The sequence below is a fragment of the Allobosea sp. TWI1241 genome, from assembly GCF_039673065.1.
Classification (GTDB): Bacteria; Pseudomonadota; Alphaproteobacteria; order Rhizobiales; family Beijerinckiaceae; genus Allobosea.
In genome coordinates, this window is record NZ_JBDJKW010000025.1 from 1 (window position 1) to 26294 (window position 26294).

The 26294-nt window shown below is 68.6% G+C and carries 22 protein-coding genes; 13 read left to right on the forward strand and 9 right to left on the reverse strand.

Annotation, left to right across the window (positions count from 1 at the left end):
• Positions 1-132: 132 nt before the first annotated feature.
• The 4 genes from ABE438_RS20010 to ABE438_RS20025 form a co-directional block, all read right to left on the reverse strand.
• Positions 133-633 (reverse strand): acetone carboxylase subunit gamma, encoded by a 501-nt coding sequence (locus ABE438_RS20010; protein WP_346504440.1) that lies wholly within the window; start codon positions 631-633, stop codon positions 133-135.
• A gap of 61 nt (positions 634-694) precedes the next feature.
• The gene (locus ABE438_RS20015; RefSeq protein WP_346504441.1) at positions 695-3010 is read right to left on the reverse strand and encodes a hydantoinase B/oxoprolinase family protein; all 2316 of its coding nucleotides are present in this window, start codon (positions 3008-3010) and stop codon (positions 695-697) included.
• A gap of 21 nt (positions 3011-3031) precedes the next feature.
• Positions 3032-5185 (reverse strand): hydantoinase/oxoprolinase family protein, encoded by a 2154-nt coding sequence (locus ABE438_RS20020; RefSeq protein WP_346504442.1) that lies wholly within the window; start codon positions 5183-5185, stop codon positions 3032-3034.
• 151 nt (positions 5186-5336) lie between these two features.
• On the reverse strand, positions 5337-7043 hold the full coding sequence (locus ABE438_RS20025) for a sigma-54-dependent Fis family transcriptional regulator (RefSeq protein WP_346504443.1): 1707 nt from the start codon (positions 7041-7043) through the stop codon (positions 5337-5339).
• 371 nt (positions 7044-7414) lie between these two features.
• Here ABE438_RS20025 and ABE438_RS20030 point away from each other — a divergent pair, with 371 nt between their 5' ends.
• Positions 7415-9370, forward strand: coding sequence for an alpha/beta hydrolase domain-containing protein (locus tag ABE438_RS20030; protein ID WP_346504444.1), 1956 nt, complete (start codon positions 7415-7417; stop codon positions 9368-9370).
• Positions 9371-9586: 216 nt separating this feature from the next.
• On the opposite strand, the gene ABE438_RS20035 is transcribed toward ABE438_RS20030, so the two are convergent.
• Both ABE438_RS20035 and ABE438_RS20040 read right to left on the reverse strand, forming a co-directional pair.
• Positions 9587-10177, reverse strand: a complete 591-nt coding sequence (locus tag ABE438_RS20035) for a thiamine pyrophosphate-dependent enzyme (protein ID WP_346504445.1) — start codon at positions 10175-10177, stop codon at positions 9587-9589.
• Positions 10178-10185: 8 nt separating this feature from the next.
• Positions 10186-10746, reverse strand: coding sequence for a phosphonopyruvate decarboxylase (locus ABE438_RS20040; protein WP_346504446.1), 561 nt, complete (start codon positions 10744-10746; stop codon positions 10186-10188).
• Between the two features lie 95 nt (positions 10747-10841).
• Here ABE438_RS20040 and ABE438_RS20045 point away from each other — a divergent pair, with 95 nt between their 5' ends.
• The 8 genes from ABE438_RS20045 (at position 10842) to ABE438_RS20080 (ending at position 20198) form a co-directional block, all read left to right on the forward strand.
• On the forward strand, positions 10842-11762 hold the full coding sequence (locus tag ABE438_RS20045) for a LysR substrate-binding domain-containing protein (protein ID WP_346504447.1): 921 nt from the start codon (positions 10842-10844) through the stop codon (positions 11760-11762).
• 140 nt (positions 11763-11902) lie between these two features.
• A complete protein-coding gene (locus tag ABE438_RS20050) occupies positions 11903-13336 on the forward strand; it encodes an aldehyde dehydrogenase family protein (protein ID WP_346504448.1) in 1434 nt (477 codons plus the stop codon).
• Positions 13333-14301 carry an NAD(P)-dependent oxidoreductase gene (locus tag ABE438_RS20055; RefSeq protein ID WP_346504461.1) on the forward strand — a complete coding sequence of 323 codons (969 nt, stop codon included), beginning with the start codon at positions 13333-13335 and terminating at the stop codon, positions 14299-14301. Before ABE438_RS20050 ends, ABE438_RS20055 begins: the two co-directional genes overlap by 4 nt.
• A gap of 134 nt (positions 14302-14435) precedes the next feature.
• On the forward strand, positions 14436-15941 hold the full coding sequence (locus ABE438_RS20060) for an aldehyde dehydrogenase (protein ID WP_346504449.1): 1506 nt from the start codon (positions 14436-14438) through the stop codon (positions 15939-15941).
• Between the two features lie 55 nt (positions 15942-15996).
• Entirely contained in the window at positions 15997-17358 is a 1362-nt protein-coding gene (locus ABE438_RS20065) for an MmgE/PrpD family protein (protein ID WP_346504450.1), read from the forward strand.
• A gap of 52 nt (positions 17359-17410) precedes the next feature.
• The gene (locus ABE438_RS20070; protein ID WP_346504451.1) at positions 17411-18571 is read left to right on the forward strand and encodes an acyl-CoA dehydrogenase family protein; all 1161 of its coding nucleotides are present in this window, start codon (positions 17411-17413) and stop codon (positions 18569-18571) included.
• A 77-nt stretch (positions 18572-18648) separates the two neighbouring features.
• A complete protein-coding gene (locus ABE438_RS20075) occupies positions 18649-19464 on the forward strand; it encodes an HpcH/HpaI aldolase/citrate lyase family protein (RefSeq protein WP_346504452.1) in 816 nt (271 codons plus the stop codon).
• On the forward strand, positions 19461-20198 hold the full coding sequence (locus ABE438_RS20080; RefSeq protein WP_346504453.1) for an alpha/beta fold hydrolase: 738 nt from the start codon (positions 19461-19463) through the stop codon (positions 20196-20198). The genes ABE438_RS20075 and ABE438_RS20080 overlap by 4 nt, the downstream gene beginning before the upstream one ends.
• A 19-nt stretch (positions 20199-20217) precedes the next feature.
• On the opposite strand, the gene ABE438_RS20085 is transcribed toward ABE438_RS20080, so the two are convergent.
• The 3 genes from ABE438_RS20085 to ABE438_RS20095 all read right to left on the reverse strand — a co-directional run bounded on the left by ABE438_RS20085 (position 20218) and on the right by ABE438_RS20095 (position 22709).
• Positions 20218-20811, reverse strand: a complete 594-nt coding sequence (locus tag ABE438_RS20085; RefSeq protein ID WP_346504454.1) for a thiamine pyrophosphate-dependent enzyme — start codon at positions 20809-20811, stop codon at positions 20218-20220.
• On the reverse strand, positions 20799-21335 hold the full coding sequence (locus tag ABE438_RS20090) for a thiamine pyrophosphate-binding protein (protein WP_346504455.1): 537 nt from the start codon (positions 21333-21335) through the stop codon (positions 20799-20801). Before ABE438_RS20090 ends, ABE438_RS20085 begins: the two co-directional genes overlap by 13 nt.
• Before the next feature lie 141 nt (positions 21336-21476).
• Complete coding sequence (locus ABE438_RS20095) at positions 21477-22709, reverse strand: ABC transporter substrate-binding protein (RefSeq protein WP_346504456.1); 1233 nt, start codon at positions 22707-22709, stop codon at positions 21477-21479.
• A 128-nt stretch (positions 22710-22837) separates the two neighbouring features.
• Here ABE438_RS20095 and ABE438_RS20100 point away from each other — a divergent pair, with 128 nt between their 5' ends.
• The 4 genes from ABE438_RS20100 to ABE438_RS20115 all read left to right on the forward strand — a co-directional run.
• Positions 22838-23686, forward strand: a complete 849-nt coding sequence (locus ABE438_RS20100; RefSeq protein WP_465248649.1) for an ABC transporter ATP-binding protein — start codon at positions 22838-22840, stop codon at positions 23684-23686.
• Positions 23676-24431 (forward strand): ABC transporter ATP-binding protein, encoded by a 756-nt coding sequence (locus ABE438_RS20105; protein WP_346504458.1) that lies wholly within the window; start codon positions 23676-23678, stop codon positions 24429-24431. The genes ABE438_RS20100 and ABE438_RS20105 overlap by 11 nt, the downstream gene beginning before the upstream one ends.
• 37 nt (positions 24432-24468) lie before the next feature.
• Positions 24469-25671 (forward strand): ABC transporter substrate-binding protein, encoded by a 1203-nt coding sequence (locus ABE438_RS20110; protein ID WP_346504459.1) that lies wholly within the window; start codon positions 24469-24471, stop codon positions 25669-25671.
• A gap of 140 nt (positions 25672-25811) precedes the next feature.
• The coding region (locus ABE438_RS20115; protein ID WP_346504460.1) for a branched-chain amino acid ABC transporter permease at positions 25812-26294 on the forward strand (483 nt) is incomplete at its 3' end.

The window sequence follows — 26294 nt, forward strand, 5'->3', positions numbered from 1 at the left end:
TGTGGGTTGTTCCCACGGTTCTTGGGGGGTTTTTTTTTTGTGTGTGTCTTTTGGGGGGGGGGGTGTGTGTTTGCGCCCCCCACGCCCGCTATCCCGCCGCCGGCATCGCGCCGCGGCGCTCGCCATGCCCGCTCAGGCCCGTTCCGGAACCTTCAGCCCGAGCCAGTCCTTGTAGAAGGTCTCGATATCCGGCTCGAAATCATGGATCACCGGATACCAGGGCGTCGGCGCCTCGACGTCGAGCAGGTCGCCGGAGAGCGGGCAGAAATACTCCCGGATCACCTGCCATTCCGGCGAGGGCGCCATCAGGCGGGGATAGAGTTCCTCCATCTGCGCCGCGGTGTTGCGCACCCGGATGCGGGCATGGAGCTTCCAGTTCTGGTCCCACTCGCAAAAGTCATGCCCGGCCTTGGAGCGGATCATCCACTTCTTGTCGGCCTTGCGCTGCACGATGAACAGCTTGGGACCGAGCGGCAGGATGATCGGATCGTCCCAGGCGACCTCCTCCTGCAGGATCTCCAGATAGATCTGGAAGCGCTCCTTGTCCTTCGGCGTCGAGAGCATGGTGTGCAGCGTGTCGCGGTCGATCTTGCCGTCCACCAGGTCTTTGATCTTGGCTTTGGTATAGGCCATGAGGTCCTCCCTTGGATTGGCCTGGATGGGCCCGCGCCTGAAGCGGCGCGGGCGAGGCGTCTCACTCTTCGACGAACTGGACCGTCCGGACGTCCGGCAGCTCCGAGATGTCCATGGAGTATTCCCGTCCGTAGGAGGGGATAGGCAGGTCGGCCTCCATTAGCTTCCAGTCCTCGGGAAGCGTCCAGAAGCTGCGGAACTGCTGCTCGAAGCGCGGCCCGAGCTTGAAGGAGGCGGCGAACATCTGCTGCACCTGCAGGCCGGCATCCTTGGCCAGGATGCGCGCGCGCTCCTCGGCCATCCACTCCGCGGTCGGCACCGATTCCGCAAGGCGAGCCTTGCGGATCGCCTTGCGCTTCGCCTCGGTCGCGGCGACATCGACGCCCTTCATGCCGTCGCCGGCATCGGCGAGCACGACGCCGTAGACGCTCTCGGCGAAGCGCAGCAGGAGATAGCCGCCGTTCACGTCGTCGGCCACCTTCTGCGGCTCGCGGTCGAGCGGATCGCCGAAGCCCGGCCCGCCCCGCATGTAGTTCAGGTACAGGTCGTAGTCCTTGAACATCGCCTCGGTGGTGATGGCCTGCTTGTCGCGCTTGATGCGCGCATCGGGCAGGAGGCCGTCATACACCGGGCTCTGCGGGTCCGTGTCGCCGCCATGAGGAATGGCGCCGCCATTGGCGATGATCTCCTTGAGGCGGGTGTCGTGGGCCTCGAAGCGGTAGCCGGACGCCGCCGGATAGCCGCCCATCAGCCCCCAGTCGGAGCTGATATGGCCGTTGCCCATGAAGAACATCGTCCAGTCCTTGGCGTTCCAGACCATGCGCAGGCTCTCGAAGCCGCAGCCGCCGCGATACTTGCCGGCGCCGCCCGAGGAGGCCTTGATCTGGCGGCCGAGATAGACGAGCGGCTCGGCCAGCTCCCAGATCTCCATGTCGCCCATGTCGCCTTCCGGGTTCCACACCGCGGCGGCATGGCTGATCCCGTCCATATGGGCCGTGGCGCCGACGCCGTTGGCCGCGCATTCGAACGAGTTGACGGCGTGGATCTCGTCATACTGGTTGAAGCCGCCGCCCTGGAGCCAGTTCGAGGTGTTGGCGTTGCCGGCATTGACCTCCTCGAGATAGCCGCGGCCGAAATAGCTGCGGGAGAGGCCGCGCCACAGCGCCGTCCAGGACGAGACCAGGAAGTGCCAGGAGTAGCTGAAGGCCACCCGCCGGTCGTCCGGGTTCATCCAGGTGCCCTTGGGCAGGCGGAACTCCGTCCCGTAGGCCGCGCCGTCATTGATCATCTCGGTCGGGATCAGGCTCTGCGTCATCATCACCCAGATGCCCGAGGTGAAGCTGACCTGATGGGCGTTGTAGGTGTGCCAGCCCCAGCGCGACGCGCCCTCGAAGTCGAGCCGCCAGGTGCCGTCGCCGCGGATGGTGATCTCCGACGGCGTGTGCATGATCGTGTCGACCTTGGCGAAGTCGGACGGCACGCGCACATCGTCATGGGCATAGGGCACGTCCACGAAGCCGACCTGCCGGTACTTGCCCGGAATGGTCATCGCCTTGATGCGGGCCTGGAGCCCGACCCTGCCGTGCTCCACCGACTCGTAGGCGAACTTCCAGTAGGCCTCGATGCCCTCGTCGGCGATCACCTCCTCGACCAGCTTGCGGATCATGTGGCAGCCGGCGACGCGGGTACGCTCGTCCAGCATCCAGTAGCGCGTGGTGCGCACCATGCGCTGGCTCTCGTGCAGCCAGTCGCGATAGAGCGTGTCGTTCTCGCCGATCTTGCGGCAGGTGATCGAATAGCCGTCGCCGAAGCGCTGCACCTGCCCGGTCGACATCGAGCCGGGGCCGACCGAGCCGGTATCGATGACATGCGTCACGCCACCGACCCAGCCGATCAGCTCTCCCTGGTGGAAGATCGGCACGATCGTATGGATGTCGCAGGGGTGGACGTTGCCGATCAGCGAGTCGTTGTTGCAGAAGATGTCCTTGTCGCGGATGGTCGGATTCTCCTCCCAGCCGTTCTCGATCATATACTTGATCGCCGCGCCCATCGTGCCGACATGGATGATGATGCCGGTCGAGGTCAGGATGGAATCGCCCGCCGCATTGTAGAGGGTGAAGCAGAGTTCGCCCTCCTGCTCGACGATCGGGCTCGCCGCGATCTTCTTGGCGGTCTCGCGGGCATCGACGACGCCGGCCCGCAGGCGCGAGAACAGCTTGTTGTACTTGATCGGATCGCTGTCGCGCAGCTCCATCCGCTCGAGGCCGGCATAGTGCTTGGTCCGCTTCGTCGCCTCCATCAGGCGGTCGCGGTGCTGCTTCAGGGTCTCGCCGCCGCGCACGATGCCGCGGGTCTTGACCGATGCGTGGATGTTCATGGTCTCGTCCTCCCTGATCTGTCACACTTCCTTGAGGTGGAAGAGGCGGTGCCCGTCGAGCCAGGTCTCGAAGCCGTCCGGGACGACGAAGGTCGTGGCGTCGGATTCGATGACGGCGGGGCCGGTGATGCGGTTGCCGGGCTGGAGCGATTCCATCCGGTAGAGCTGGGCATCGACCCATTTCTTGTGCCGGTAGAACTTGCGTGTCCCCAGCTTGGCGGAGTCCGGCGGGATCGGGCCGACCTCGCGCTCCTTGGGGATCTTCGGCTTGGGGATCGGCACCGTGCCGCGCATGATGGCGCCGGTGACCGAGTAACCGAGCTCGGGCGAGCGCGCCGAGGCGGCGTAGACCCGGCCATAGGTGTCGTTGAAGGCGACGACCAGCTTGTCCCAATCCTCGGCCGAATGGGCCTCCATGATCGGGCTTTCGATCTCCAGATCGTTGAGCTGGCCGCGATACTGCATGCGGAAGCCCGGCTGGAGCTTGACCCTGTCGGCCGCATAGCCGTTGATCTCGAACTCCTCGAGCACCCGCTCCTCGAGTTCCTCCCAGGCGGCTTGCAGCATCCGCGCCTGGTTGACCTTGAGGTCGTCCGAGGCGTCGGTCGCGATGTTGATATCGAGCGACTTGTCGTAGCGGTACTCGAAATCCGCCGCCGCGCAGCCGAAGGCCGAGAAGCCGGCGGCCCAGGCCGGCACGATCACGTCCTCGAAGCCCAGCCCCTCGGTGTAGCCATAGGTGTGGACCGGGCCAGCGCCGCCATAGCTGAAGCAGACGAAGCTGCTCGGACTGTAGCCCTTACCCGAGATCATCGAGCGCAGATAATCGCGCAGGTCGCTGTCGAGCAGCTCGATCACGCCGGCGGCGGCATCCTCGACCGACAGGCCGAGCGGATCGGCGACCTGCTCCTTCATCGCGTTCCAGGCGCGCTGGCGGTCGAGCTTGACCTGGCCGCCGAGGAAGTTGTCCGGGTTCAGGTAGCCGAGGATGACGTGGCAGTCGGACACCGTCACCGTCTCGATCCCCGAGGCCTCCCAGCAGACGCCGACGCGGTAGCCGGCGGAATCCGGGCCGAGCTTGATCGCCTTGGTGTAGGGATCGAGCCGGATGAAACTGCCGGCGCCCGCCCCCACCGAGTCCATCGCGACCAGCGGCAGCGAGAGGACCAGCCGCGCCATGTCGGGGTCGTTGCGGATCGTCAGCTCGTTCTGCGTGATCAGCGCCACGTCGAACGAGGTGCCGCCGATGTCGGAGCAGGCGATGTTGGCGTAGCCCAGCACCTCGCCGAGATATTTCGCGCCGATCACCCCGCCGATCGGGCCGGAGACGATGGTGCGCGCCAGCTCCTTCGCCTTCCAGGAGATCGTGCCGCCATGCGTCGCCATCACCCGGAAGTCGAACTTGGAGCCGTTGTCCTTGAAGGCCGAGGTGATCTTCTGCAGCGTCTGCCGCGAGGGCTCGGCCGCATAGGCCTCGAGGATCGTCGTATTGGTGCGATGGGTTTCCTTGCGGACGGGGTAATAGTCCGTCGAGGCGAAGACCGGGATGGTCTTGCCAGCCTTGGCGATCTCCTCCTGGACGATGTCGCGCACCCGGCGCTCATGCGCAGGGTTGCGATAGGAATGCAGCAGCGAGATCACGATGCCCTCGACATCGCTGGCGATCAGCTCGCGCGCCGCGGCGCGGGCGGTGTCCTCGCGCAGCGGGATCACCACCGTGCCGGACATGTCGATCCGCTCCATCACGCCCCGCGTCAGCTGACGCGGAACCAGCGGCTCGTCGTAATAGTGGGTGTTGAGGTGGATCCGGTCCTCATAGGCGAAGCCGAGATAGGCCTGGATCGCCCGGCCCATGCGATGGAAGTCCTCCATGCCGGCATTGACGATCAGGCCGCAGCGCAGCCCCTTGCGCTGCACGACGCGGTTCAGCATCGCGGTGCCCGAATAGACCCCGGTCTGGATTTCGCCCAGCGCCTCGCCCAGCGTCAGGCCCCAGTGCCCGAGGCCTTCGCGCGACGACTCGATCAGGCCGAGCGCTTCGTTCTGCGGGGTCGATTGCGCCTTGCCGACGACGAAGTCGCCCTCGCTGTCGACGAAGAACGTGTCGGTCATGGTGCCGCCCGCGTCGATGCCCAGCACCTGAACGCGGCGATCGGTTCGCTTGTCCAATAGCACGATGTCATCCCTCCCTGGCCGCCATCAACGTGGCGTGGGGACAGGATGCGCGCGGCGGCCGGGCCGTGTTGTCCGGTTTTCGGACTATCGGCCCGGACGGTTTGCAGACGCTATGATGCGCTGCGAAAACCGGACCGGCCGGTGAGAGTGGCTACTGCCTGCGGCCGCGCTGGAGCCCGTACTGCTCGAGCTTGAGGTAGAGCGTCGAGCGCGAGATGCCGAGGCGGCGCGCCGTCTCGGTCATGTTGCCGCCGGTCGCCGCGACGGCGTTGAGGATCTCCGTCCGCTCGCGATCGCGCAACGTCTCCTCGCGCGGAGCCCCCGCGCCGCGCAAGGCCGGCGGCAGGTCCGGCACGTCGATCAGGCCGCTCAGCGAGGTCACCGACAGCGTCTCGATCAGGTTCCGCAGCTCACGCAGATTTCCCGGCCAGTGATGGCTCTGCAGCCGCTGCATCGCCGCCGGCGTGAACCGCAAGGCCTTACCCTGGCGCCGCTCCGCCTGACGCTCGGTGAAATGACGCACCAGCCCGGCGAGATCGTCCCGGCATTCCGCGAGGGCCGGCAGGCGAACCATCGCGCCGGCCAGCCGGAAATAGAGATCGGGCCGCAGCGCGTTCGTGGCCATCAGGTCCGACAGCGGGGTCGAGGACAGGGTGATGAGCTGCAGCGGCGGCCCCTCCTCGCGCGAGAGCTGCGCCAGCGCCTGGGAGAGAAGCGGCTGGACCGCGCGCGGCGTCTCGACCGGCTCGTCCAGAACGAGCGTTCCGCCGGTCTGGGCGAGATGGTCGAAACCGGCATCCCGGCCCAACCCGCTGCGCAACCTTTCCGGGGTGAGCAGGCTGCAATCCACGACCTCGAACGGCAGCGCGGCCAACGGACCATTTTCGTGCAACGCCCGCGCCAGCGTTTCCTTGCCGCTGCCCGCCGCGCCCTTGATCAGCAGCGGCACCCGGTTGGCGACCAGCCTCTTCGCGAGGTCGTAGACCTCCCTCAGCGCCGAGCCCGGTTGAACCACTGATGAGAGATCCTCGGCGGGGGAAGAGCCGCCGGAGCGCCGCGAGCGCTCGGAGGCGAGCGTGATGATCAGGCCGATGGCGTCGCCCTGCTCGGACACCAGGTCGACATCGGCCTCCGGCAGCATCTCTTGGACGCGGGCCGCGAGATGCTGGGCATCGCCGTCGCTCTCGATCCCCAGCTCGCCGAACGGCCGCATGGCGTTCTCGCCGGGGTCGCCGGCCCCGTCATGGGGCGCGGTCGACCAGACCTCGTGGCCGTAGCGATCGAGAACGATGGCCTCGTCGCCGCCCAGGACCGTGCGCCGGCGCAGGAGGCGGTCGATCAGCGCCTTGTGCTCCTGCAGGTTGACGCTGTGCAGCGCCTCCTCGATCTGCAGCGCCAGGGCCACCGATAGCGCCGAAGCCTGCTGGAAGCGCTCGTCGCAGGGGCCGGAAATGTCGATCGCGCCAAGGAGATAGCCGCTCGCGGGGTCGTGGATCGGCGCGGCCGCGCAGGACCAGCGCTGGATCGCCTCGCAGAAATGCTCGACGCCGCTGATGCTGACGGGCTTCGCCACATGCAGCGCGGTGCCGATGGCGTTGGTGCCGATCCCGGCTTCCTCCCAGCATCCGCCCGGGTAGAGATGGTTTTCCTCGCCGCGCGAGAGAATGCGCGGATCGCCGGTGGCCTCCATGACGACGCCGCTGCGGTTGCAGAGCAGCAGCATCGCGCCGGCGTCTTCGAGCAGGTAGCCGGCGCGTTGAACCGCCGCGCGCGCCGCCCGTCGCAGGCGCAGATTGCGGGTGCGGACGTCGTGGAGCGCGTCCTGCGCGATGGTCGGCGCGCGGGCGAGCGCGTGCACGCCGGTCCTCTCCTGCGACCTGAGCCAGGATCTGAGCACGATCTCGCGGATGCTCGGGGGTACGCTCCCCAAGGCTCGAAAGCGTTCCCACTCCTGCTTCTGGATGCTTTCCATCTCTGTTTCCGCCTCGGCCCAGGCAGCGGCCTAGATTGGATATGCCGGCTCGGCCAAGTCAAGCTCAGCCAAGTCAAGCTCGGCCAAGGCAGGCGCCGCCAAAGGCAAGCGCTGCCGGCCGACCCGCGTCCCGGCGCCGTTCGTTCCTCTCGCTCGGGCGATGCGCTAGACAGGCGGGACCGTCACGCGGCTCCGCGACGCGATCGGACGATCGCGCCGTGAGAAGGCACAGGATGCGTGGCGATCGGGGGGGACATATGCCGGCTTTCAGACCCTTTCTCGCCGCCGCGCTCGCGGGCGGGCTGACCGCCGTCGCCGGCGGGGCAGCACAGGCGGACGTCAAGCAGTTCGAGATCCTCGCGCGCGAGATGCCCGCTCTCGAGGGACGCGTCTTCGGCGCGCGCGGCACGGCCGAGAAGATCTCCGCCCGCGCCACCATCGCGGTCGACCCGGCCGATCCGCGCAACGCGATCATCGTCGATCTCGACAAGGCGCCGCGCAATGGCGACGGCAAGGTCGAGGCCGTCGCCGAGGTCACGATCCTGCGCCCGGCCAAGCCCAACGGCACGATGGTGCTGGAGCTGCCCAATCGCGGCCGCCGGCTGATCAACACCCTGCTCGAGGAGACCGGCGCGCCGGAAAGCGCGCGGCTCGAGAAAGCCGGCGACGCCGGCCGCGGCTTCCTGCTGTCGCAAGGCTACACCGTCGTCTGGGTCGGCTGGCAGGCGGACGTCACGCCGGCGCAGGGACTGGGCATTCGCGTGCCGACCCTGCCGGGGCTGACCGGTCCGTCGCGCGACGAATGGGTGGTCGCGGACGGCACCGGGCCGATCCGCCAGCGGCTCGCCTATCCCGTGGCCGACCCCGCCAGCCTGAAGCTGAGCGTGCGCGCCCGGCCGGAAGCCACCCGCGAGACGCCGGACGACATGGCCGTGCGGCTCGTCGACGACCAGACGATCGAGATCACCCGGCCGGCCCGCGGCTACGGTCCGCGCGGAATCTACGAGCTGGTCTACACCGCGCGCGACCCCACCGTGATGGGGCTGGGCTTCGCCGCGCTGCGCGACGTGGCGAGCTTCCTGCGCCGCGACGTATCGGAGGCCAATCCGCTCGCCGTCGACGGACGCCCGGGCGTGTCGCGCGCGATCGGCTTCGGCATCTCGCAATCCGGCCGCGTCCTGCGCGATTTCCTCTATCTCGGCTTCAACGAGGACGAGCGGGGCCGGATTGTCTTCGACGGCATGATGGCGGAGATTCCGGGCGCGCGGCGCTCCTTCACCAATGTCCGCTTCGCCCAGCCGGGCCGCAATCCCGGCCCGGGCGAAGATCGCGGCTACCCGCTCGACCAGTTCCCCTTCACCTACGCGACCACGACGGACCCGGCGAGCGGCCGGCGCGACGGCCTGATGCTGCGCTGCCGCCTCAACAACACCTGCCCGAAGGTGATGCAGGTCGACTCCGAATACGAGCTCTGGGCCTCGCGCGGCAGCCTGCTGGTCACCGATCCGGCGGGCAACCATCTCGATCTGCCCGACGATGTCCGCGCCTACATGATCTCCGGCGCGCCGCACTTCGCCGATCCGCGCGCCCCGTCGGGGCAGAACGCGGCCTGCACCATGAAGACGAGCCCGATCAGCGCGGCGCCGGCCGTCCGCGCCCTGCTGGTCGCGCTCGATCGGTGGGTCAGCGACGGCGTGACGCCGCCGGCGAGCCGCTTCCCGAGCCATGCCTCCGCGACGCTGGCGAAGCCCGCCGCGCTCTATCCCGCGATCCCCGGCCTCGACTATAGCGGCCAGCACGTGCCGGCCGACCGGATCGCCTACAAGGACGCCAAGGCGGAGATCCTCGGGCACTACCCGCTCTTCATGGCGCGGGTGGACAATGACGGCAACGCGCTGGGCGGCATCCGCCTTCCCGCCGTGGCTGCGGCACGGGCGACCTATACCGGCTGGAATCTCCGCCCCGACAGGCTGGAGCTCTGCGCCCAGATCGGCACCGCCATCCCCTTCGCCCGCACCAGGGCCGAGCGGCTGGCAGCCGGCGACCCTCGCCTCTCGATCGAGGAGCGCTACCCCTCCGAGACGAGCTATGTCGAGGCGGTCACCGCCGCAGCGTCCGAACTCGTCGCAGCCCGCCTGCTGCTGGCGGACGAGGCGAAGGAAATGATCGAGCAGGCGCGCGCGGGAACCCTGTCGCGCCTGCCGACACCGTAGGCGGCCTGTGGCCCGGCGGAGCGGTCGGGGCACGCGCCTCCGCTGTCCCGCCGAACCATGGCGTTTCGGAGCCCCGGCTGGATCTCCGAAACGCCGCGCTTTCTGCGCATGCGCCGCGAGGGACTGCTGCCAAGGCGACGCGGCACCTGGATCCGCGGCGCCATCCCGCATTGCGATGACAGCGCCGCAGGATCCGGCCCGCGGCGCTCTCCCTTATCACATCGTCTCGAGGCCGAGTTCTCGGCGCAACCTCGCTTTCAGCCAGGCGCCGTCGCGCGAGGGCAGGCAGCGCGTCTTCTCGCCGCCGGCGATGGCGATCGTCGCGACGAAGGGTCCTTCGCCGACGCGGTTGATGCGCGTCGCGATCGCGTCGACCTCCGCCTGCGTCGATGCCTTGAGCGTCTCGCGGATGCCGCAGGCGGCGGCGACGGCGGCGAGGTCGGTCCCGGCGGCGGTGTGGCTGGTCTGGGAACCGGTCTCGCCGTAGAGCCCGTTGTCGAGGATCACCACCGAGAGATTGCGCGGCGCCTGCAGCGCGATGGTGGCGAAGGCGCCCATGCCCATCAGCGTCTCGCCGTCGCCGGTCAGCACCATCACCGGCACCTCCGGCTGCGCCAGCGCCAGGCCGAGCCCGATATCGGCCGCACCGCCCATGGCGCCCCAGAGATAGAAGTTGCGGGGATGATCGCCGGCCGCGGCGAGATCGTAGGTGGCGGAGCCGAGCGAGGAGATCGCGATCAGTCCGGCGCGCTCGCGCACGAGGCGCGCCACGACATCGCGCCGGTCGAGAAGAGCATTCGCAGTCATCACCGACCTCACTTCACGAAGACCTTGGCGCCGATCAGGCGCTGCGACAGCAGCACGGCAACTGGCGTGCCGCCCTCGAACGCCATGCGGGCGGCGGCGCGCACCGTCTCGGCGACATCGCCCGCCTGGTCGGCGCGCATCACGGTCACGTCCATCATCTCGAAGGATTGCTGCACCTTCGAACCCATCGGCACCTGCCAGGGATTGAACTCGCCCCACTCGCCGCGCATCGTCACCAGCGTCAGGAAGGGAAAGCGGCCGGATTTAAGCAGCGACAGCATGTTGATGCAGTTGCCGACCCCGCTGGACTGCATCAGCATCACCGAACGCTCGCCGCCGAGCCAGGCGCCGGCGGCGAGCGGGATGCCCTCCTCCTCGGTCGTCAGGCTGATGGCGCGGATCTCCGGATCGGCATGCAGCAGCTCGATCAGCCGGGCATGGCCGCCATCGGGCACGTAAGGCGCCTGCGCGACCTTCGCCTCCTTCAGGACCGCGTGGATCTCCTCCGGCCAGCCGGGCCCTTCCGCCTGGCCGCCGTCTCCATCCGCATGCTTGGCGGGCGCATTCATCGCTTCGTCTCCATCGAGTCCGCCGGACAATCGCGTTGCCGCAGCGATATAAAAATTATAAAAAGCCGATAGCTCCTATAAATTGTCTCGAACGCATGGACCTCAAGCAGCTTCGCACCTTCATCCTGGTCGCGGAGAGCGGTTCGCTCAGCCGCGCCTCCGACCGGCTGCGCCTGGCCCAGCCGGCGCTGTCGCGGCAGATCAAGCTGCTGGAGGACGATGTCGGCTTCGCGCTGTTCATCCGCTCCGGCCGCGGAATGCAGCTCACCGAGCACGGCAGCGCCCTGCTGGCGCGGGTTTCGGGTCTTGTGAAGCAGCTCGACAACGCGGTGGAGGATGTCCGCTCGCTGGCGACCGTGCCGACAGGACAGGTCATCCTCGGCTTCATTCCCTCGGTCAGCTATGTCGTCGCCGGCCGCATCGCCGCCCGCGTGGCGCGCGAACTGCCGCAGGTCTCGCTGCGCATCGTCGAGGGCTATGCCGGCCATCTGATCGACTGGCTGCATCGCGGCCAGGTCGATATCGCCCTGCTCTACGGCCCGGCCTCGGACCTGCATTTGCGCGTCGCAGACGTGATGTTCGAGGAGCTGGTGCTGGTCAGCCCGGCCGACGGCTCGCCCGACGCCGCCGAAGTGCCGGTCAGCGCGCTCGGCGGGCTCAGCCTCGTGCTGCCGAGCCGCCCGCACGGGCTGCGCATGGTGGTGGAGACCGCCGCCGCCAAGGCCGGCATCACGCTCGAGGTGAAGTACGAGGCCGATTCCTTCCGAGTGCTGAAGGAACTGGTCGCGGAGGGCCTCGGCCACACCGTTCTACCACTCTCCGCCTTCTACCGCGAGCAGGAGGAAGGGCTCTACCGCATCTCGAGGCTGGTGAAGCCGCGCATCGCACGCCATCTGGTGATGGCCCTGCCGTCCAACCGCACCGACACCCGCGCCACCGCGGCGGTGCACGGCATGGTGCTGGACGAGATCCGCTCACTCGTCGACAGCGGCGAGTGGCGCACCTTCCCAAGCTGAGCCCTGCGCCCGCAGCACGCGGCCGCTATGCCGACCCGCTATACATCACATGCCGGTTTTCTACTCCTGCTATGCCGGCACGTTGCCTAGACATGAGCAAACTGCCGGAACGGCGGGTGGCCTTGGAGAGGGAACGGACGATGGGCGTGTATGGGAATTTCATCGCGGGCGAGTGGCGCACCGGCGCGCAGGCCTCCACCAACGTCAACCCCTCGGACACGAACGACGTCATCGGCGAATACGCCGCCGGCACCCGCGCCGATGTCGAGGATGCCGTCGCCGCCGCCCGCCAGGCGCTGAAGGGCTGGGCGCGCCAGAGCGAGCAGACCCGCGCCGACATCCTCTTCCGCGTCGCCGAGGAGCTGATCGCCCGGCGCGAGGAACTGGGCGAGCTGCTGTCGCGCGAGGAAGGCAAGACTCGCGCCGAGGGCATCGGCGAGGTCGGCCGCGCCGCACAGGTCTTCCGCTTCTTCGCCGGCGAGGTCGTGCGCTTCGGCGGCGAGTTCCTGCCCTCGGTCCGGCCCGGCATCGACATCAGCATCCGGCGCGAGCCGGTCGGCGTCGTCGGCCTGATCACGCCGTGGAACTTCCCGATGGCCATTCCCGCCTGGAAGATCGCGCCGGCCCTGGCCTATGGCAACACCGTGGTGCTGAAGCCGGCCGATCTCACCCCCGCCAGCGCCTGGGCACTGACCGACATCGTGGCGCGCGCCGGCGTGCCGGCCGGCGTGTTCAACCTCGTCATGGGCCGCGGCTCGGTCGTCGGCCAGGCGATCGTCGAGACGGTCGACGCGGTCAGCTTCACCGGCTCGGTCCCGACCGGGACCGGCATCGTCGCCGGCGCGGCCAAGCGCATGATCCGCGTCCAGGCCGAGATGGGCGGCAAGAACCCGCTGATCGTGATGGACGACGCCGATCTCGACGTGGCGGTGAACTGCGCCGTCGACGGCTCCTTCTTCCAGACCGGCCAGCGCTGCACCGCATCCAGCCGCCTGATCGTCCATGACGGCATCCATGACCGCTTCGTGAAGGGCGTCGCGGCGCGACTCGACAAGCTGGTGATCGACCACGCGCTGAAGCAGGGCACGCAGGTCGGCCCCGTGGTCGACGGAAAGCAGCTCGACCAGGACTTCGCCTATATCGAGATCGGCGAGAACGAGGGCGGCAGGGCCGTGGTGCGCGGCCAGCGCCTCAACCGCGAGACTCCCGGCTTCTATCTCTCGCCGACGCTCTTCACCGAGACGCACAACGACATGCGCATCAACCGCGAGGAGGTGTTCGGGCCTGTCGCCTCGGTGATCCGCGTCAGGGACTATGACGAGGCGCTCGCCACCGCCAACGATACCAGCTTCGGGCTCTCCGCCGGCATCGTCACGCGCTCGCAGAAGCTGGCGCAGCACTTCCAGGCCAATGCCGAGTCGGGCCTGACCATGGTCAACCTGCCGACCGCCGGCCTCGACTATCACGTGCCGTTCGGCGGCCGGAAGGGCTCGAGCTATGGCCCGCGCGAGCAGGGGCGCTCCGCCGCCGAGTTCTATACGATCGTCAAGACATCCTACGCGCAGTCGCTCTGACCCGCGTCGACGCTAAGAACGACACAAAAACTGCTGGAGGAAACATGGACACGATCGGCTTCATCGGTCTCGGGCGCATGGGGCGCCCGATGGCCTCGAACCTGCGGCGCAAGGGCTTCGCGCTCATCGTGCACGACGTCAACGACGAGGCCGTCGAGGCGCTGGTGGCGCTCGGCGCCGAGCGCGGCAAGGACACCGCCGACGTCGCCGCCCGCAGCGACGTGATCATCACCATGCTGCCGAACTCGGCGATCGTCACGCAGATTATCGCCGGCCCGGGCGGCATCCTCTCCACCGCCCGCAAGGGCTCGCTGGTGATGGACATGAGCACGGTCGATCCCAACGCGACCGACGCGGTCGCTGCGCTCTGCACCGAGAAGGGCGTCGCCTTCGTCGACGCGCCGGTCGGGCGCCTCGCCTCGCATGCCGATGCCGGCCAGTCGCTGTTCATGGTCGGCGGCGACAGCGCCGATTTCGAGCGCGTCAAGCCGATGCTCGAGGCGATGGGCACCACGATCTATCATTGCGGCCCGCGCGGCGCCGGCACGCGCACCAAGATCGTCAACAACTTCCTCGCCGTCGCCTCCTGCCAGATGAACGCCGAGGCGCTGACGCTGGCGCAGCGCTTCGGGCTCGATCTCGACAGCACGCTGGACGTTCTCTACGGCACCACCGCGATCAACGGCCAGCTCAAGATCGCCTGGCCGACCAAGTCGCTGGTCGGCGACGTCGCGCCGGGCTTCACCATCGACCTGGCCCACAAGGACCTGACGCTGGTGATGGAATCGGCCAACGCCGCCAAGGTGCCAATGCCGATGGCCGCAGCCGCCCGCGAGGCCTTCTCCAGCGCCCGCGCCCGCGGCTTCGGCGGCAAGGACTTCTCCGGCATGCTCGACGCCCATTGCGACGTCACCGGCGTCGAGGCGCCGCGCCTGTCGCACAATTCGCGCCACCGGCCGAAATAGGTCCGCAGCCATCGGCGGGGGCGGGTGGGTGCCCGCCCCCTCCCCGCCGCATGATCACCGGGAGCGGCCGCGCCCGCCGGCGCGCCTTCGTCCCGATGCCGTCGCCTGCAAGGCACATCCGGGAGCACAGGCCCATGACACCGGCACAGCGTCGAGACCGCCATCGCGGCCGCATCTACGGCAATTTCATCGACGGCGCCGACAGGCCGGCCGTCGTGGGGCAGCTCCTGTCGACCTCCGACCCGTTCTCCGGCGAGAGCTGGGCGCAGATCGCGCGCAGCGATGCAGCCGATGTCGATCTCGCGGTCGCCTCCGCCAGGCGCGCCTTCGGCCCCTGGGCCGCGCTCCGCCCCACCGCCCGCGGCAAGCTGCTGGTGCGCCTCGCCGAGCTGATCGAGGAGAAGGCCGAGTTCCTCGCCGAGATCGAGGTGCGCGACAACGGCAAGCTGCTCGCCGAGATGCACGCACAGACGAAATACCTGGCCGAATGGTACCGCTATTTCGGCGGACTGGCCGACAAGGTCGAGGGCCGCGTCATCCCCAGCGACAAGGCCGGCATCTTCAACTTCACCCGCCATGAGCCGCTCGGCGTCGTGGCGATGATCACGCCCTGGAACTCGCCGCTGCTGCTGCTGGCCTGGAAGCTGGCCCCGGCGCTGGCCGCCGGCAACACGGTGGTGGTCAAGCCGTCGGAATTCACCTCGGCTTCGACGGTCGAGTTCGCCCGCCTCGTCATGGCGGCCGGCATTCCCGCCGGCGTCATCAACGTCGTCACCGGGCTCGGCGCCGAGGCCGGGGCGGCGCTGGTGCGCCATCGCGACATCGCCAAGGTGGCGTTCACCGGCTCCGATCTCGCCGGACAGAAGATCTACGAGGCGGCGGCGCGCGACATCAAGCCGGTCTCGCTGGAGCTCGGCGGCAAGTCGCCCAACATCGTGTTCTCCGACGCCGACAGAGAGGCGGCGCTGATGGGCGTCGTCTCCGGCATCTTCGCCGCGACGGGCCAGACCTGCATCGCCGGCTCGCGCCTGCTGGTGCAGCGCGACATCGCCGAGGATTTCGTCGCCCGCCTGATCGAGGTCGCCCGCAGCGCCCGGATCGGCGACCCGATGGACCTGGAGACCCATGTCGGCCCGGTCACCACGCCGGCGCAGTACGAGAAGGTGCTGTCTTATGTCGACATCGCCCGCTCGGAAGGCGCGCGCTGCGTCTTCGGCGGCGCGCCGATCCGGGTCGAAGGCGGCGATGCAGGCCAGTTCGTCGAGCCGGCGATCTTCGTCGACGTGACCCCGCAGATGCGGATCGCGCGCGAGGAGGTCTTCGGCCCGGTGCTCTCGGTGCTGACCTTCGAGACCGAGGAGGAGGCGCTGGCCATCGCCAACGACTGCGATTTCGGCCTGGCGGCCGGCGTGTGGACCCGCGACATGGGCCGCGCGCTGCGCATGTCGGCAGGGCTTCAGGCCGGCACGGTCTGGGTCAACACCTATCGCGCCGTCAGCTTCACCTCGCCCTTCGGCGGCTACAAGCGCAGCGGGCTCGGCCGCGAGAGCGGGCAGGAGGCGATCCACGAATTCCTCCAGACCAAGTCGGTTTGGATCGCCACCGAGCTCTCGACCGCCAACCCCTTCATCATCCGCTGACCGCCCGCGCCACGCGCGCGCCGCAGCGGCCGGATCGAACAGGAAGAGCCTCGCAATGTCCGTCACCCGCGTCCTCGCGGCCTTCGCCGCCGATACGCCGACCGGAGCGCTGCCTCCCGCGGTGCCGCAGCGCGCGCTCGCCCTCGCCAGCGATCTCGTCGGCTCGATCGTCCGCGCCGCCGAGGAAGCGGAGTCGACGCCCGCGCTGCTCGCCATGCTCCAGCGCATGGGCATGGCCGGCGAGGGCCCCTGCACCGTCTTTGGCCTCAACCGGCGCTACGGCCCGGCCGCGGCGGCGCTGCTGAACGGCACGCTCGGCCATTCGCTCGATTTCGACGACACCCACGCCGACAGCTCCCTGCATCCGAGCGCGCCCGTGCTGCCGGCGGCGCTGGCCGCAGCCGAGCTGGTCGATGCCGGGGGCGCGGACTTTCTCGCCGCGGTCGTCATCGGCTTCGAGGTCTGCTGCCGTCTCGGCAACGCGCTCGACCCGACCGCCCATTACGCCCGCGGCTTCCATCCCACCGCGACCGCCGGCGTCTTCGGTGCCGTTGCGGCGGCGGGGCGCCTGCTCGGCCTCGACGCGCGGCAGATGGAATCGGCCTTCGGCGTCGCCGCCAGCCAGGCCTCGGGCTCGCTGCAATTCCTGGAGAACGGCGCCTGGAACAAGCGCTACCAGGTCGGCGAGGCGGCGATGAAGGGGTTGATCGCGGCGAGCCTCGCCGCCGAGGGCTTCGTCGGCGCCAGCGACGCGATCGACGGCAAGCACGGGTTTCTCGCCGGCTACAGCGACGGCGCCCGGCCCGAGCGCGCCGTCGCCGAGCTCGGCACGGTCTGGGAGACGCTGAAGATCGGCATGAAGCCCTACCCCGCCTGTCGCTACACCCATGCCGCCGTCGACGGGCTGCTGGCGCTGCAGGCCGCGCATGGCTGGCCGCTCGACCAGATCGAGCGGATCACCATCGGCCTGCACCGCAACGGCATCGCGCTGGTCGGCGCCCCGCTCGACGACAAGCGCCGGGCGCGGAGCATCGTCCAAGGCCAATTCTCCATGCCCTTCGCCGCCGCCGTCGCGCTGCTGCGCGGCCGCTTCGGCTGGGACGATTACGACCTGCTCGGCACCAAGGCCGCCGACGACCTCGCCGATCGCGTCGCGGTCCGCCACGAGCCGGCGCTGGAAGGGCTCGCCCATCCCTTCGGCGCCGTGCTGGAGATCGAGGCCGGCGGCGAGACCCACAGGCTGCACGTGGCCGATCCCTCCGGCGAGCCCGAGACGTTCCCCGATGCAAAGGCACGCGCCGCGAAGTTCGAGGCGCTGGCTGGGCCGGTGATGAATGCCGAGGCCGGGGTGCTGGCCGCGCGCCTGGCGGCTCTGCCCAAAGCCAGCGCGCTCCGCGGCTATTTCGGCGGCCAGTAGCGGCCGCGCCCGGGCGGCCACGTAGCCCCTTCCTCCTGTTTGCGGTGAGACGATGCAGAGCGAACCCGATCGATATCAGGACATCCGCGACGCGGTGCGCGCGCTCTGCGCCGGGTTTCCCGCAGAGTATCATCGGAAGATCGACGAGGCGCGCGGCTATCCCGAGGCCTTCGTCGAGGCGCTGACCAGGGCCGGCTGGATGGCCGCGCTGATCCCCGAACAGTATGGCGGGTCGGGCCTCGGCCTGACGGAAGCCTCGGTGATCATGGAGGAGATCAACCGGGCGGGCGGCAATTCCGGCGCCTGCCACGGCCAGATGTACAATATGAACACCCTCGTCCGGCACGGCTCGGAGGAGCAGCGCCGGAAATACCTGCCGAAGATCGCGGCCGGCGAGCTGCGCCTGCAGTCCATGGGCGTCACCGAGCCGACGACCGGCACCGATACCACCAAGATCAAGACCACGGCGATGAAGAAGGGCGACCGCTACGTCGTCAACGGCCAGAAGGTCTGGATCAGCCGCATCCAGCACTCCGACCTGATGATCCTGCTGGCGCGCACCACCCCGCTCGACCAGGTGAAGAAGAAGTCGGAAGGGCTCTCGATCTTCCTCGTCGACCTGCACGAGGCGCAGGCCAAGGGGATGACGGTCCGCCCGATCCTCAACATGGTCAACCACGAGACCAACGAGCTGTTCTTCGACGATCTCGAGATCCCCGCCGAGAACCTGATCGGCGAGGAGGGCCAGGGCTTCAAGTACATCCTGACCGGGCTCAACGCCGAGCGCACCCTGATCGCCGCAGAATGCATCGGCGACGGCTACTGGTTCATCGACAAGGTCAGCGCCTACGCCAGGGAGCGCGTGGTCTTCGGCCGGCCGATCGGCCAGAACCAGGGCGTTCAGTTCCCGATCACCGAGAGCCATATCGAGGTCGAGGCGGCCAACCTGATGCGCTACGAGGCCTGCCGGCTCTACGATGCAGGCCTGCCCTGCGGCGCCCAGGCGAACATGGCGAAATACCTCGCGGCCAAGGCGAGCTGGGAGGCGGCGAATGCCTGCATCCAGTTCCATGGCGGCTTCGGCTTCGCCTGCGAATACGATGTCGAGCGCAAGTTCCGCGAGACGCGGCTCTACCAGGTCGCGCCGATCTCGACCAACCTGATCCTCTCCTATGTCGCCGAGCACGTGCTCGGCCTGCCGCGGTCGTTTTGATGGCGCCGGCCGCGCCCGATACGCCGGACCGCCGGCCAGGACGAGCCGTCCTGCACGCGCGCGGAGACTGAATGGACATGAGCACGGCGGCAGACTGCCTCGTTCCCCTGTTCGTGCCGGGCGACCGGCCGGACCGCTTCGCCAAGGCCGCGGCCTCCGGCGCCGACGCTGTCATCCTCGATCTGGAGGATGCGGTGGCGCCCGGCGCCAAGGAGATGGCGCGCGGTGCCCTGCGCGCCGATTTCACCGCGCTGCCGGTGCTGGTGCGCATCAACGGCATCGGCACGCTTTGGCACGCGGACGACATGGCGGCGCTTTCCGGCCATGGCTTCGCCGGCGTGATCGTCCCGAAGGCGGAGGGCGGCGAGGGCTTCGCCGCGCTCTGCGCCGCCGCGTCCCTGCCGGTCGTGGCGCTGATCGAGAGCGCACGCGGCCTCGCCGAGGCGCGCCGTATCGCGGCGACGGGCAACGTCGTCCGCCTCGCCTTCGGCAGCATCGATTTCTGCGCTGATCTCGGCTGCGCCCATACGCGCGAGGCGCTGCTGGCGGCGCGCAGCGAACTCGTGCTGGCCTCGCGCCTCGCCGGTCTCGCCGCCCCGATCGACGGCGTCACCACCGCGCTCGACGACGCCGCGGTCATCAAGGGCGACGCCCGGCATGCGCAGGAGCTCGGCTTCGGCGCCAAGCTCTGCATCCACCCGCGCCAGATCGAAGCGATCCGCGCCGGCTTCGCCCCGGAAGCGGCCGAGATCGCCTGGGCCCGCAAGGTGCTCGCCGGCGGCGACGGCGCGGTGGCGATCGACGGCGCCATGATCGACGAGCCGGTCCGGATCCGGGCGCGCGCCGTCCTGCGCCGCGCTTTGACCGCCGCCGAAGACGGCGCCACCGCGTGACGCGCCCAGCCCTCCTGCTGATCCCCGGCCAGCTCAACGATGCCGAACTCTGGCGCGACCAGATCGCCGGCCTCGGCGAGCGGGCCGACTGCACCGTGCCCGACATCACCGGCGGCGGCGACCTCGAGAGCCTGGCGCAGGCCGTGCTGGCGGCGGCGCCGGAGCGCTTCTCGCTCGCCGGCTTCTCCCTCGGCGGCTATGTCGCGGTGGAAATGGCGCGGCAGGCGCCACAGCGGATCGAGCGGCTCGCCCTGCTCGACACCGCGATCGTTCCCGACAGCCCGGCGCGCGCCCGCGGGCGCCGCCAGCTCGAGGACCTCGCCGCCCTGCCCGGCCGCTTCCACGGTTTCGGCAACCAGCTGCTGCGCAGCTACCTCGCCGCCGGCAATCTCGGGAACGCGGCGATCGTGGCGCGCATCCGCGACATGACCGAGCGGCTGGGGCCGGAAGTCTTCGTCCGCCAGAGCCGGATCCCGCGCAAGGACGGCGGCGACGTGCTCGCCGCGCTCGCCTGCCCGGTGCTGATCCTCTGCGGCGAGGAGGATGCGATCACGCCGCTGGCCGACCATGCTGCCATGGCGGCGCTGGTACCGCAGGCAAGCCTCGTCGCGGTGCCCGGCAGCGGCCACATGACGCCGATCGAGCAGCCGGAGGCCGTGACGCGCGCCCTGCGGGACTGGCTGGACCGGCCCCTACGCCGAGCGCACAGGCCGGGCCGCCTATCCCGGAGTTGAACCGCCGCGGACGCCGCGATCAGATCGCGGCGTGGCCGAGCGCCGCCCGGAAGCGGTTCTTGATATAGGCGCCGTCGCGCGGCGGCAGGGCGCGGGGCGGGTTCTCCGGCTTGATCTTCACCGTCGCGAAGGTCAGCCCGGCCCGCGCCGAGAGCCTGGGCGCCAGCGCCGTGACGCCCGCCATGTCGCGGATCTCGGCCGTCCAGCCGAAGCCGCAGGTCTGCGCCACCGCATGCAGGTCGATGCCGCGCCCGGCATGGCTCACCTGCATCCCGGTCTCGCCGAAATGCCCGTTGTCGAGCACGACGATGCTCAGATTGGCCGGCTTCTGCAGGGCGATGGTGGCGATGGCGCCGAAGCCCATCAGCATCTCGCCATCGCCGGTGATGACCACGACCGGGCGCTCGGGCCGCGCCTTGGCGAGGCCGAGGCCGACCATCGCCGCGCTGCCCATGGCGGCCCAGAGATAATAGTTGTTGTCGTGGTCGCCGGCCGCCATCACGTCATAGGAGGCCGAGCCGAGCCCGGTCACCACCAGCAGGTCCTTGCGGCCTTCCAGCAGCCTGGCGACGACCTCGCGCCGGCCGAGCGTCCCGCCCGTCACTTGACCCATTTCTTCTCTCCGATCAGGCGCTGGCCCAGCAGCAGGGCACAGGCGGAATCGCCGTTGAAGGCCATGCTGGCGGCACCGTGCAGCAGCGGCGCGACGTCCTGCGGCGCGTCGGCGCGCCAGGTCATCACGTTCATCAGCTGGAGGGCGCGCTCGGTCGCCTGCCCCATCGGGTTCTGCCAGGGATTGAACTCGGCCCAGTCGCCGCGCATCGTCACCACCATCAGCAGCGGGAAGCGCGCGCAGCACTGCAGCGCGAGCGTGTTCAGGCAGTTGCCGACGCCGCTCGACTGCATCAGCAGCGCGCCGCGCTCGCCGCCGAGCCAGGCGCCGGCAAGATAGCCGATCCCCTCCTCCTCGGTGGTCAGCACCACGGCGTGGATCTCGTCATCGGCCTCGGAAAGCCGGATGGCGGTCGAATGGCCCGCATCCGGAACATAGACGACGTGCCGGACGCCATGCTCCTTCAGCACGCGGAAGACGTCGTGCTGCCACCCTTCCCCGCTCGGTTCGTTTGCCGCGGTCATGATCCTGTCGCTCTCCATCGCCGGTCGCCGGCGGGCACCTGCTGTTGCAACCGGCCGCCGCGGTGCGATGACGGCAGCCGGAATCCGGGCTCGCGGCAGGAGAAAGCCCGCCCCCGCGTAAGGGAGCGGGCGGCGCGTGCCTCAGCTCTTGACGAAGGGGCAGCCGACCTCGGCCAGCGGCTTCACCGTGTCCTCGGACTTCATGGTCGAGACGACCTCGCAGTAGTCCCAGGCACCCTTGCTCTCCTCCGGCTTCTTGACCTTGAGGAGATAGGCCGGGATCACCGCGCGGCCGTCGGCGCGGATCGAGCCCGGCCCGAAGGCGTCGTCGTCGGTCGGCATCGCCTTCATCTGCGCCACCGCGGCCGCGCCGCTCTTCTTGGCGGCCTCGACGCCCATCGCCGCCACGGCCTTGAGATAGTGCAGGGTCACCGCGTAGCAGCCGGCATGGGTCATGCCGGGATAATGGCCGTTCATCGCCGGCAGAAGCCGCTTGGTGAAGGCACGGGTGCGGTCGTTCAGGTCCCAGTAGAAGCTGTTGGTGAACATCAGGTTCTGCATGGTCTTGAGACCGGCGCCGTGGATGTCGTTGAGGAACATCACCAGCGCCGCCAGCGACATGGTGCTGCCGACATTGAACTCGTTCGCCTGGTTCATGCAGCGGCTGAGATCGTCGCCGCCGATGGCGAGCCCGAGCACATTGGCGCCGCTGGACTGCGCCGCGAGCAGGAAGGCCGAGAAATCCGTGGTGCCGATCGGGCACTTGGCGCTGCCGACGACCGTGCCGCCGGCCTGCTGCACGAAATTCGTGGTCTCCTGCTGCAGCGAGGCGCCGAAGGCGTTGTCGGTCGAGAGGAAGTACCACTTCTTGCCGCCGGTCTTCACCGTCTCGGTCGCGACCGCCTTCGACAGCATGTAGGCGTCATAGGTCCAGTTGATCGAGTTCGGCGTGCACTGCTTGCCGGTGAAATCGGAGGTGGTCACCGCGGTGCCGAGGCAGACCTTGTCCTTCTCGCGGGCGATGAAGGAGGTCGCCAGGCCGACCGCCGAGTTCGGGCCGGCGATCATCATGTCGACGCCGTCCGAATCGAACCAGCGCCGTACGATGCTGGCGCCGATATCCGCCTTGTTCATGTGGTCGGCGAAGATGACCTCGGCCGAGAAGCCCTTCTTCTCCGGCTGGAAGTCGGTGATGGCCTGCCGCGCGGCGGCGACGCCACCAGGGCCCATCAGATCGGTGTAGATGCCCGAGAAGTCCGCCAGAAGACCGATGCGGATGACCGGGTTGGCGGCGCGCGCGCTGGACAGAGGCAAGGCCGAAGCGGCGGCTAGACTTGCGCCGGCACCCAGCAATTCGCGACGATTGAGAGCCATTACTTTCCCTCCCTGCAGGATTTTTATCGCGCCCACGTTTTCGGCGTTCTTTTTCATCCTCAGAGAGATATGGCTGGCGCGAGATATTCCGAAATAGACAATTCACAACCCGGGCATAAAATAATTTTATGCCCGGTTGCGGCATTCCTCCTCCTATCACTGCCGGCAACAATGCCTTAGTCAGGCACAAAATCGTTCGGGGAGAGAGGCGTTTGAGCGACGACATCATCCTGTCGACCTCGGGTCTGACGAAAGAATTCGCGGGTTTCACGGCGGTCAGCGGCGTCGATCTTCAGGTTCGTCGCGGGAGCATTCATGCGCTGATCGGTCCGAACGGCGCGGGGAAGACGACGTGCTTCAACCTGTTGACGAAGTTCCTGCCGCCGACGCGCGGGACGATCGTCTATAACGGCCGCGACATCACGCGGGAGAAGCCGGCGGAGATCGCGCGGCTCGGGCTGGTGCGCTCCTTCCAGATCTCGGCGGTGTTCCCGCAGCTGACGGTGAAGGACAATGTCCGGGTGGCGCTGCAGCGCAAGCGCGGCGATTCCTTCGATTTCTGGCGCTCGGAGAGCGTGCTGCGCGGGCTCGACGCCGAGGCGCTGGCGCTGGTCGAGGCGGTGGGGCTGACGCCTTTCGCCGGGCTGACCGCGGGCGAGCTCTCTTACGGCCGCAAGCGCGCGCTGGAGATCGCCACCACCCTGGCGCTCGATCCCGAGATGCTGCTGCTCGACGAGCCGATGGCCGGCATGGGCCGCGAGGACATCGAGCGCATCGAGGCGCTGATCCGCACCGTCTCGCAGAACCGCACCATCCTGATGGTCGAGCACAATCTCTCGGTCGTCGCCTCGCTGTCGGACCGCATCACCGTGCTGGCGCGCGGCCAGGTGCTGGCGGAGGGCGACTACGCCACCGTCTCGAAGGATCCGCGCGTGGTCGAGGCCTATATCGGTTCGGGAGTCGGCCATGGCCACTGAGACCCTGTCGCCCCAGGCTGGCTTCGCCGCGCCCGCCCCCGCCGGCAAGCCGCTGCTCACCGTGCGCGGGCTCGAGGCCTGGTATGGCGAGAGCCATGTCCTGCACGGCATCGACCTCGACGTCGCCGAGGGCGAGGTCGTGACGCTGCTCGGCCGCAACGGCGCGGGCAAGACCACCACGCTGAAGTCGATCATGGGTGTGCTCGGCAAGCGCAAGGGCTCGGTGGTCTTCGACGGGTGCGAGACCATCGCGCTCGCCTCGCGCGCCATCGCCCGGCTCGGCATCGGCTACGTGCCCGAAGAGCGCGGCATCTATGCCAGCCTCTCCGTCGAGGAGAACCTGATGCTGCCGCCGCAGGTGAAGCCGGGCGGCCTGCCGGTCGCGCAGATCTTCGAGCTCTTCCCCAACCTGAAGGAGCGGCTGAAGAGCCAGGGCACCAAGCTCTCCGGCGGCGAGCAGCAGATGCTCGCCATCGGCCGCATCCTGCGCACCGGCGCCAACCTCCTCCTGCTCGACGAGCCGACCGAAGGCCTCGCCCCCGTCATCATCGACCAGATCGGCGCCACCATCCGCATGCTCAAGCAGAAGGGCTTCACCATCATCCTGGTCGAGCAGAACTTCCGCTTCGCGCAGACCGTCGCGGACAGGCACTACGTCGTCGAGCAGGGAAAGGTCATCGACATGATCCCAAACCAAAAGCTCGACGCAAACATCGACAAGCTCCACGCATATCTCGGGGTTTGAAACCGGATCGGCGCAGGCCGACAAGAGGAGGAAGCGCATGAAGACCAAGGCATTTCTGTTCGGCACCGCGCTCGCCGTGCTGATGGCGGGCGCCGCCCAGGCCCAGCTCAGCGTCAAGGTCGGCGTGATGAACGACCGCTCCGGCGTCTATGCCGACCTTTCCGGCGAGGGCTCGGTCATCGCCGCGCGCATGGCGGTCGAGGACTTCAAGGCGGCCGAGAAGGGCATCAAGGTCGACATCGTCTCGGCCGACCACCAGAACAAGCCCGATGTCGGCTCGACCATCGCGCGGCAGTGGTACGACCAGGACGGGGTCGACGCGATCTTCGACGTGCCGACCTCCTCGGTGGCGCTGGCGGTCAGCCAGATCACCAAGGAAAAGAACAAGATCCACATCAATTCCGGCGCCGGCACCTCCGATCTCTCCGGCAAGGCCTGCTCGCCGAACACGGTCCATTGGACCTACGACACCTATGCACTCGGCCAAGGCACTGGCGCGGCCATGGTGCGGGCCGGCGGCGACAGCTGGTTCTTCCTCACCGCAGACTACGCCTTCGGCCATGCGCTGGAGCGCGACACCTCCGCCGTCGTCACCAAGGCGGGCGGCAAGGTGCTGGGCGCGGTGCGCACGCCGTTCCCGGGCACCGACTACTCCTCCTTCCTGCTGCAGGCCCAGGCCTCCAAGGCCAAGGTCATCGGCCTCGCCAATGCCGGCGGCGACCTGATCAACTCGGTCAAGCAGGCGGGCGAGTTCGGCATCACCCAGGGCGGGCAGAAGCTCGCGGGGCTTCTGACCTTCATCACCGACGTGCACTCGCTCGGCCTGCAGGCCGCGCAGGGGCTGGTGCTGACGGAATCGTTCTACTGGGACAACAACGACCAGACCCGCGCCTTCTCCGAGCGCTTCGCCAAGGCGGCCGGCGGCCGCAAGCCCTCCATGGTCCAGGCCGGCGTCTATTCCGGCATGCTGCACTATCTGAAGGCGATCGAGGCGGCCAAGAGCAAGGACGCCGCCGTCGTGATGGCCAAGATGAAGGAAATGCCGACCGAGGATCCGGTGTTCGGCAAGGGCTCGGTGCGCGCCGACGGGCGCAAGCTGCACGACATGTATCTCTTCGAGGTCAAGAAGCCCGGCGAGTCCAAGGGCGCCTGGGACTACTACAAGCAGGTCGCCGTGCTGAGCCCGGACCAGGCCTTCAAGCCGCTGTCCGAGAGCGAGTGCCCGCTCGTCAAGAAGTGACGGGGCGCCGGTCCTGACGGGCCGGCACGCCAGACAGATCCGGGGGCGGGCACGCCGAGGCGCGTCCGCCCCCTACCTTCCCTGACCGGCGCCCGCCAGGGCGTCCTCCCCGCCGGTCCCGAGACAGAACAAGACGAGCCATGTTCGAACTGTTAGGTGTTCCCCCGCAGGCATTGTTCGGCCAGCTTCTGCTGGGTCTGATCAACGGGTCGTTCTACGCGATCCTGAGCCTTGGGCTGGCTGTGATCTTCGGGTTGCTGAACATCATCAACTTCTCGCATGGCGCGCAGTACATGATGGGCGCCTTCGTGGCGTGGATGTGCCTGAACTATCTCGGGATCAACTACTGGGCGGCGCTGCTCCTGGCGCCGATCGCGGTGGGGGCGACCGGCGTGGCGATCGAGCGGCTGCTGCTCAAACGCATCGCCCATGTCGACCATCTCTACGGGCTGCTGCTGACCTTCGGCCTGGCGCTGATCATCCAGGGCCTGTTCCGCAACCAGTACGGCTCCTCCGGCCTGCCCTACCAGATGCCCGAAGCCCTGCGCGGCGGCCAGAACCTCGGCTTCATGTTCCTGCCCAACTACCGCGCCTGGGTCGTCGTCGCCTCGCTCGCCGTCTGC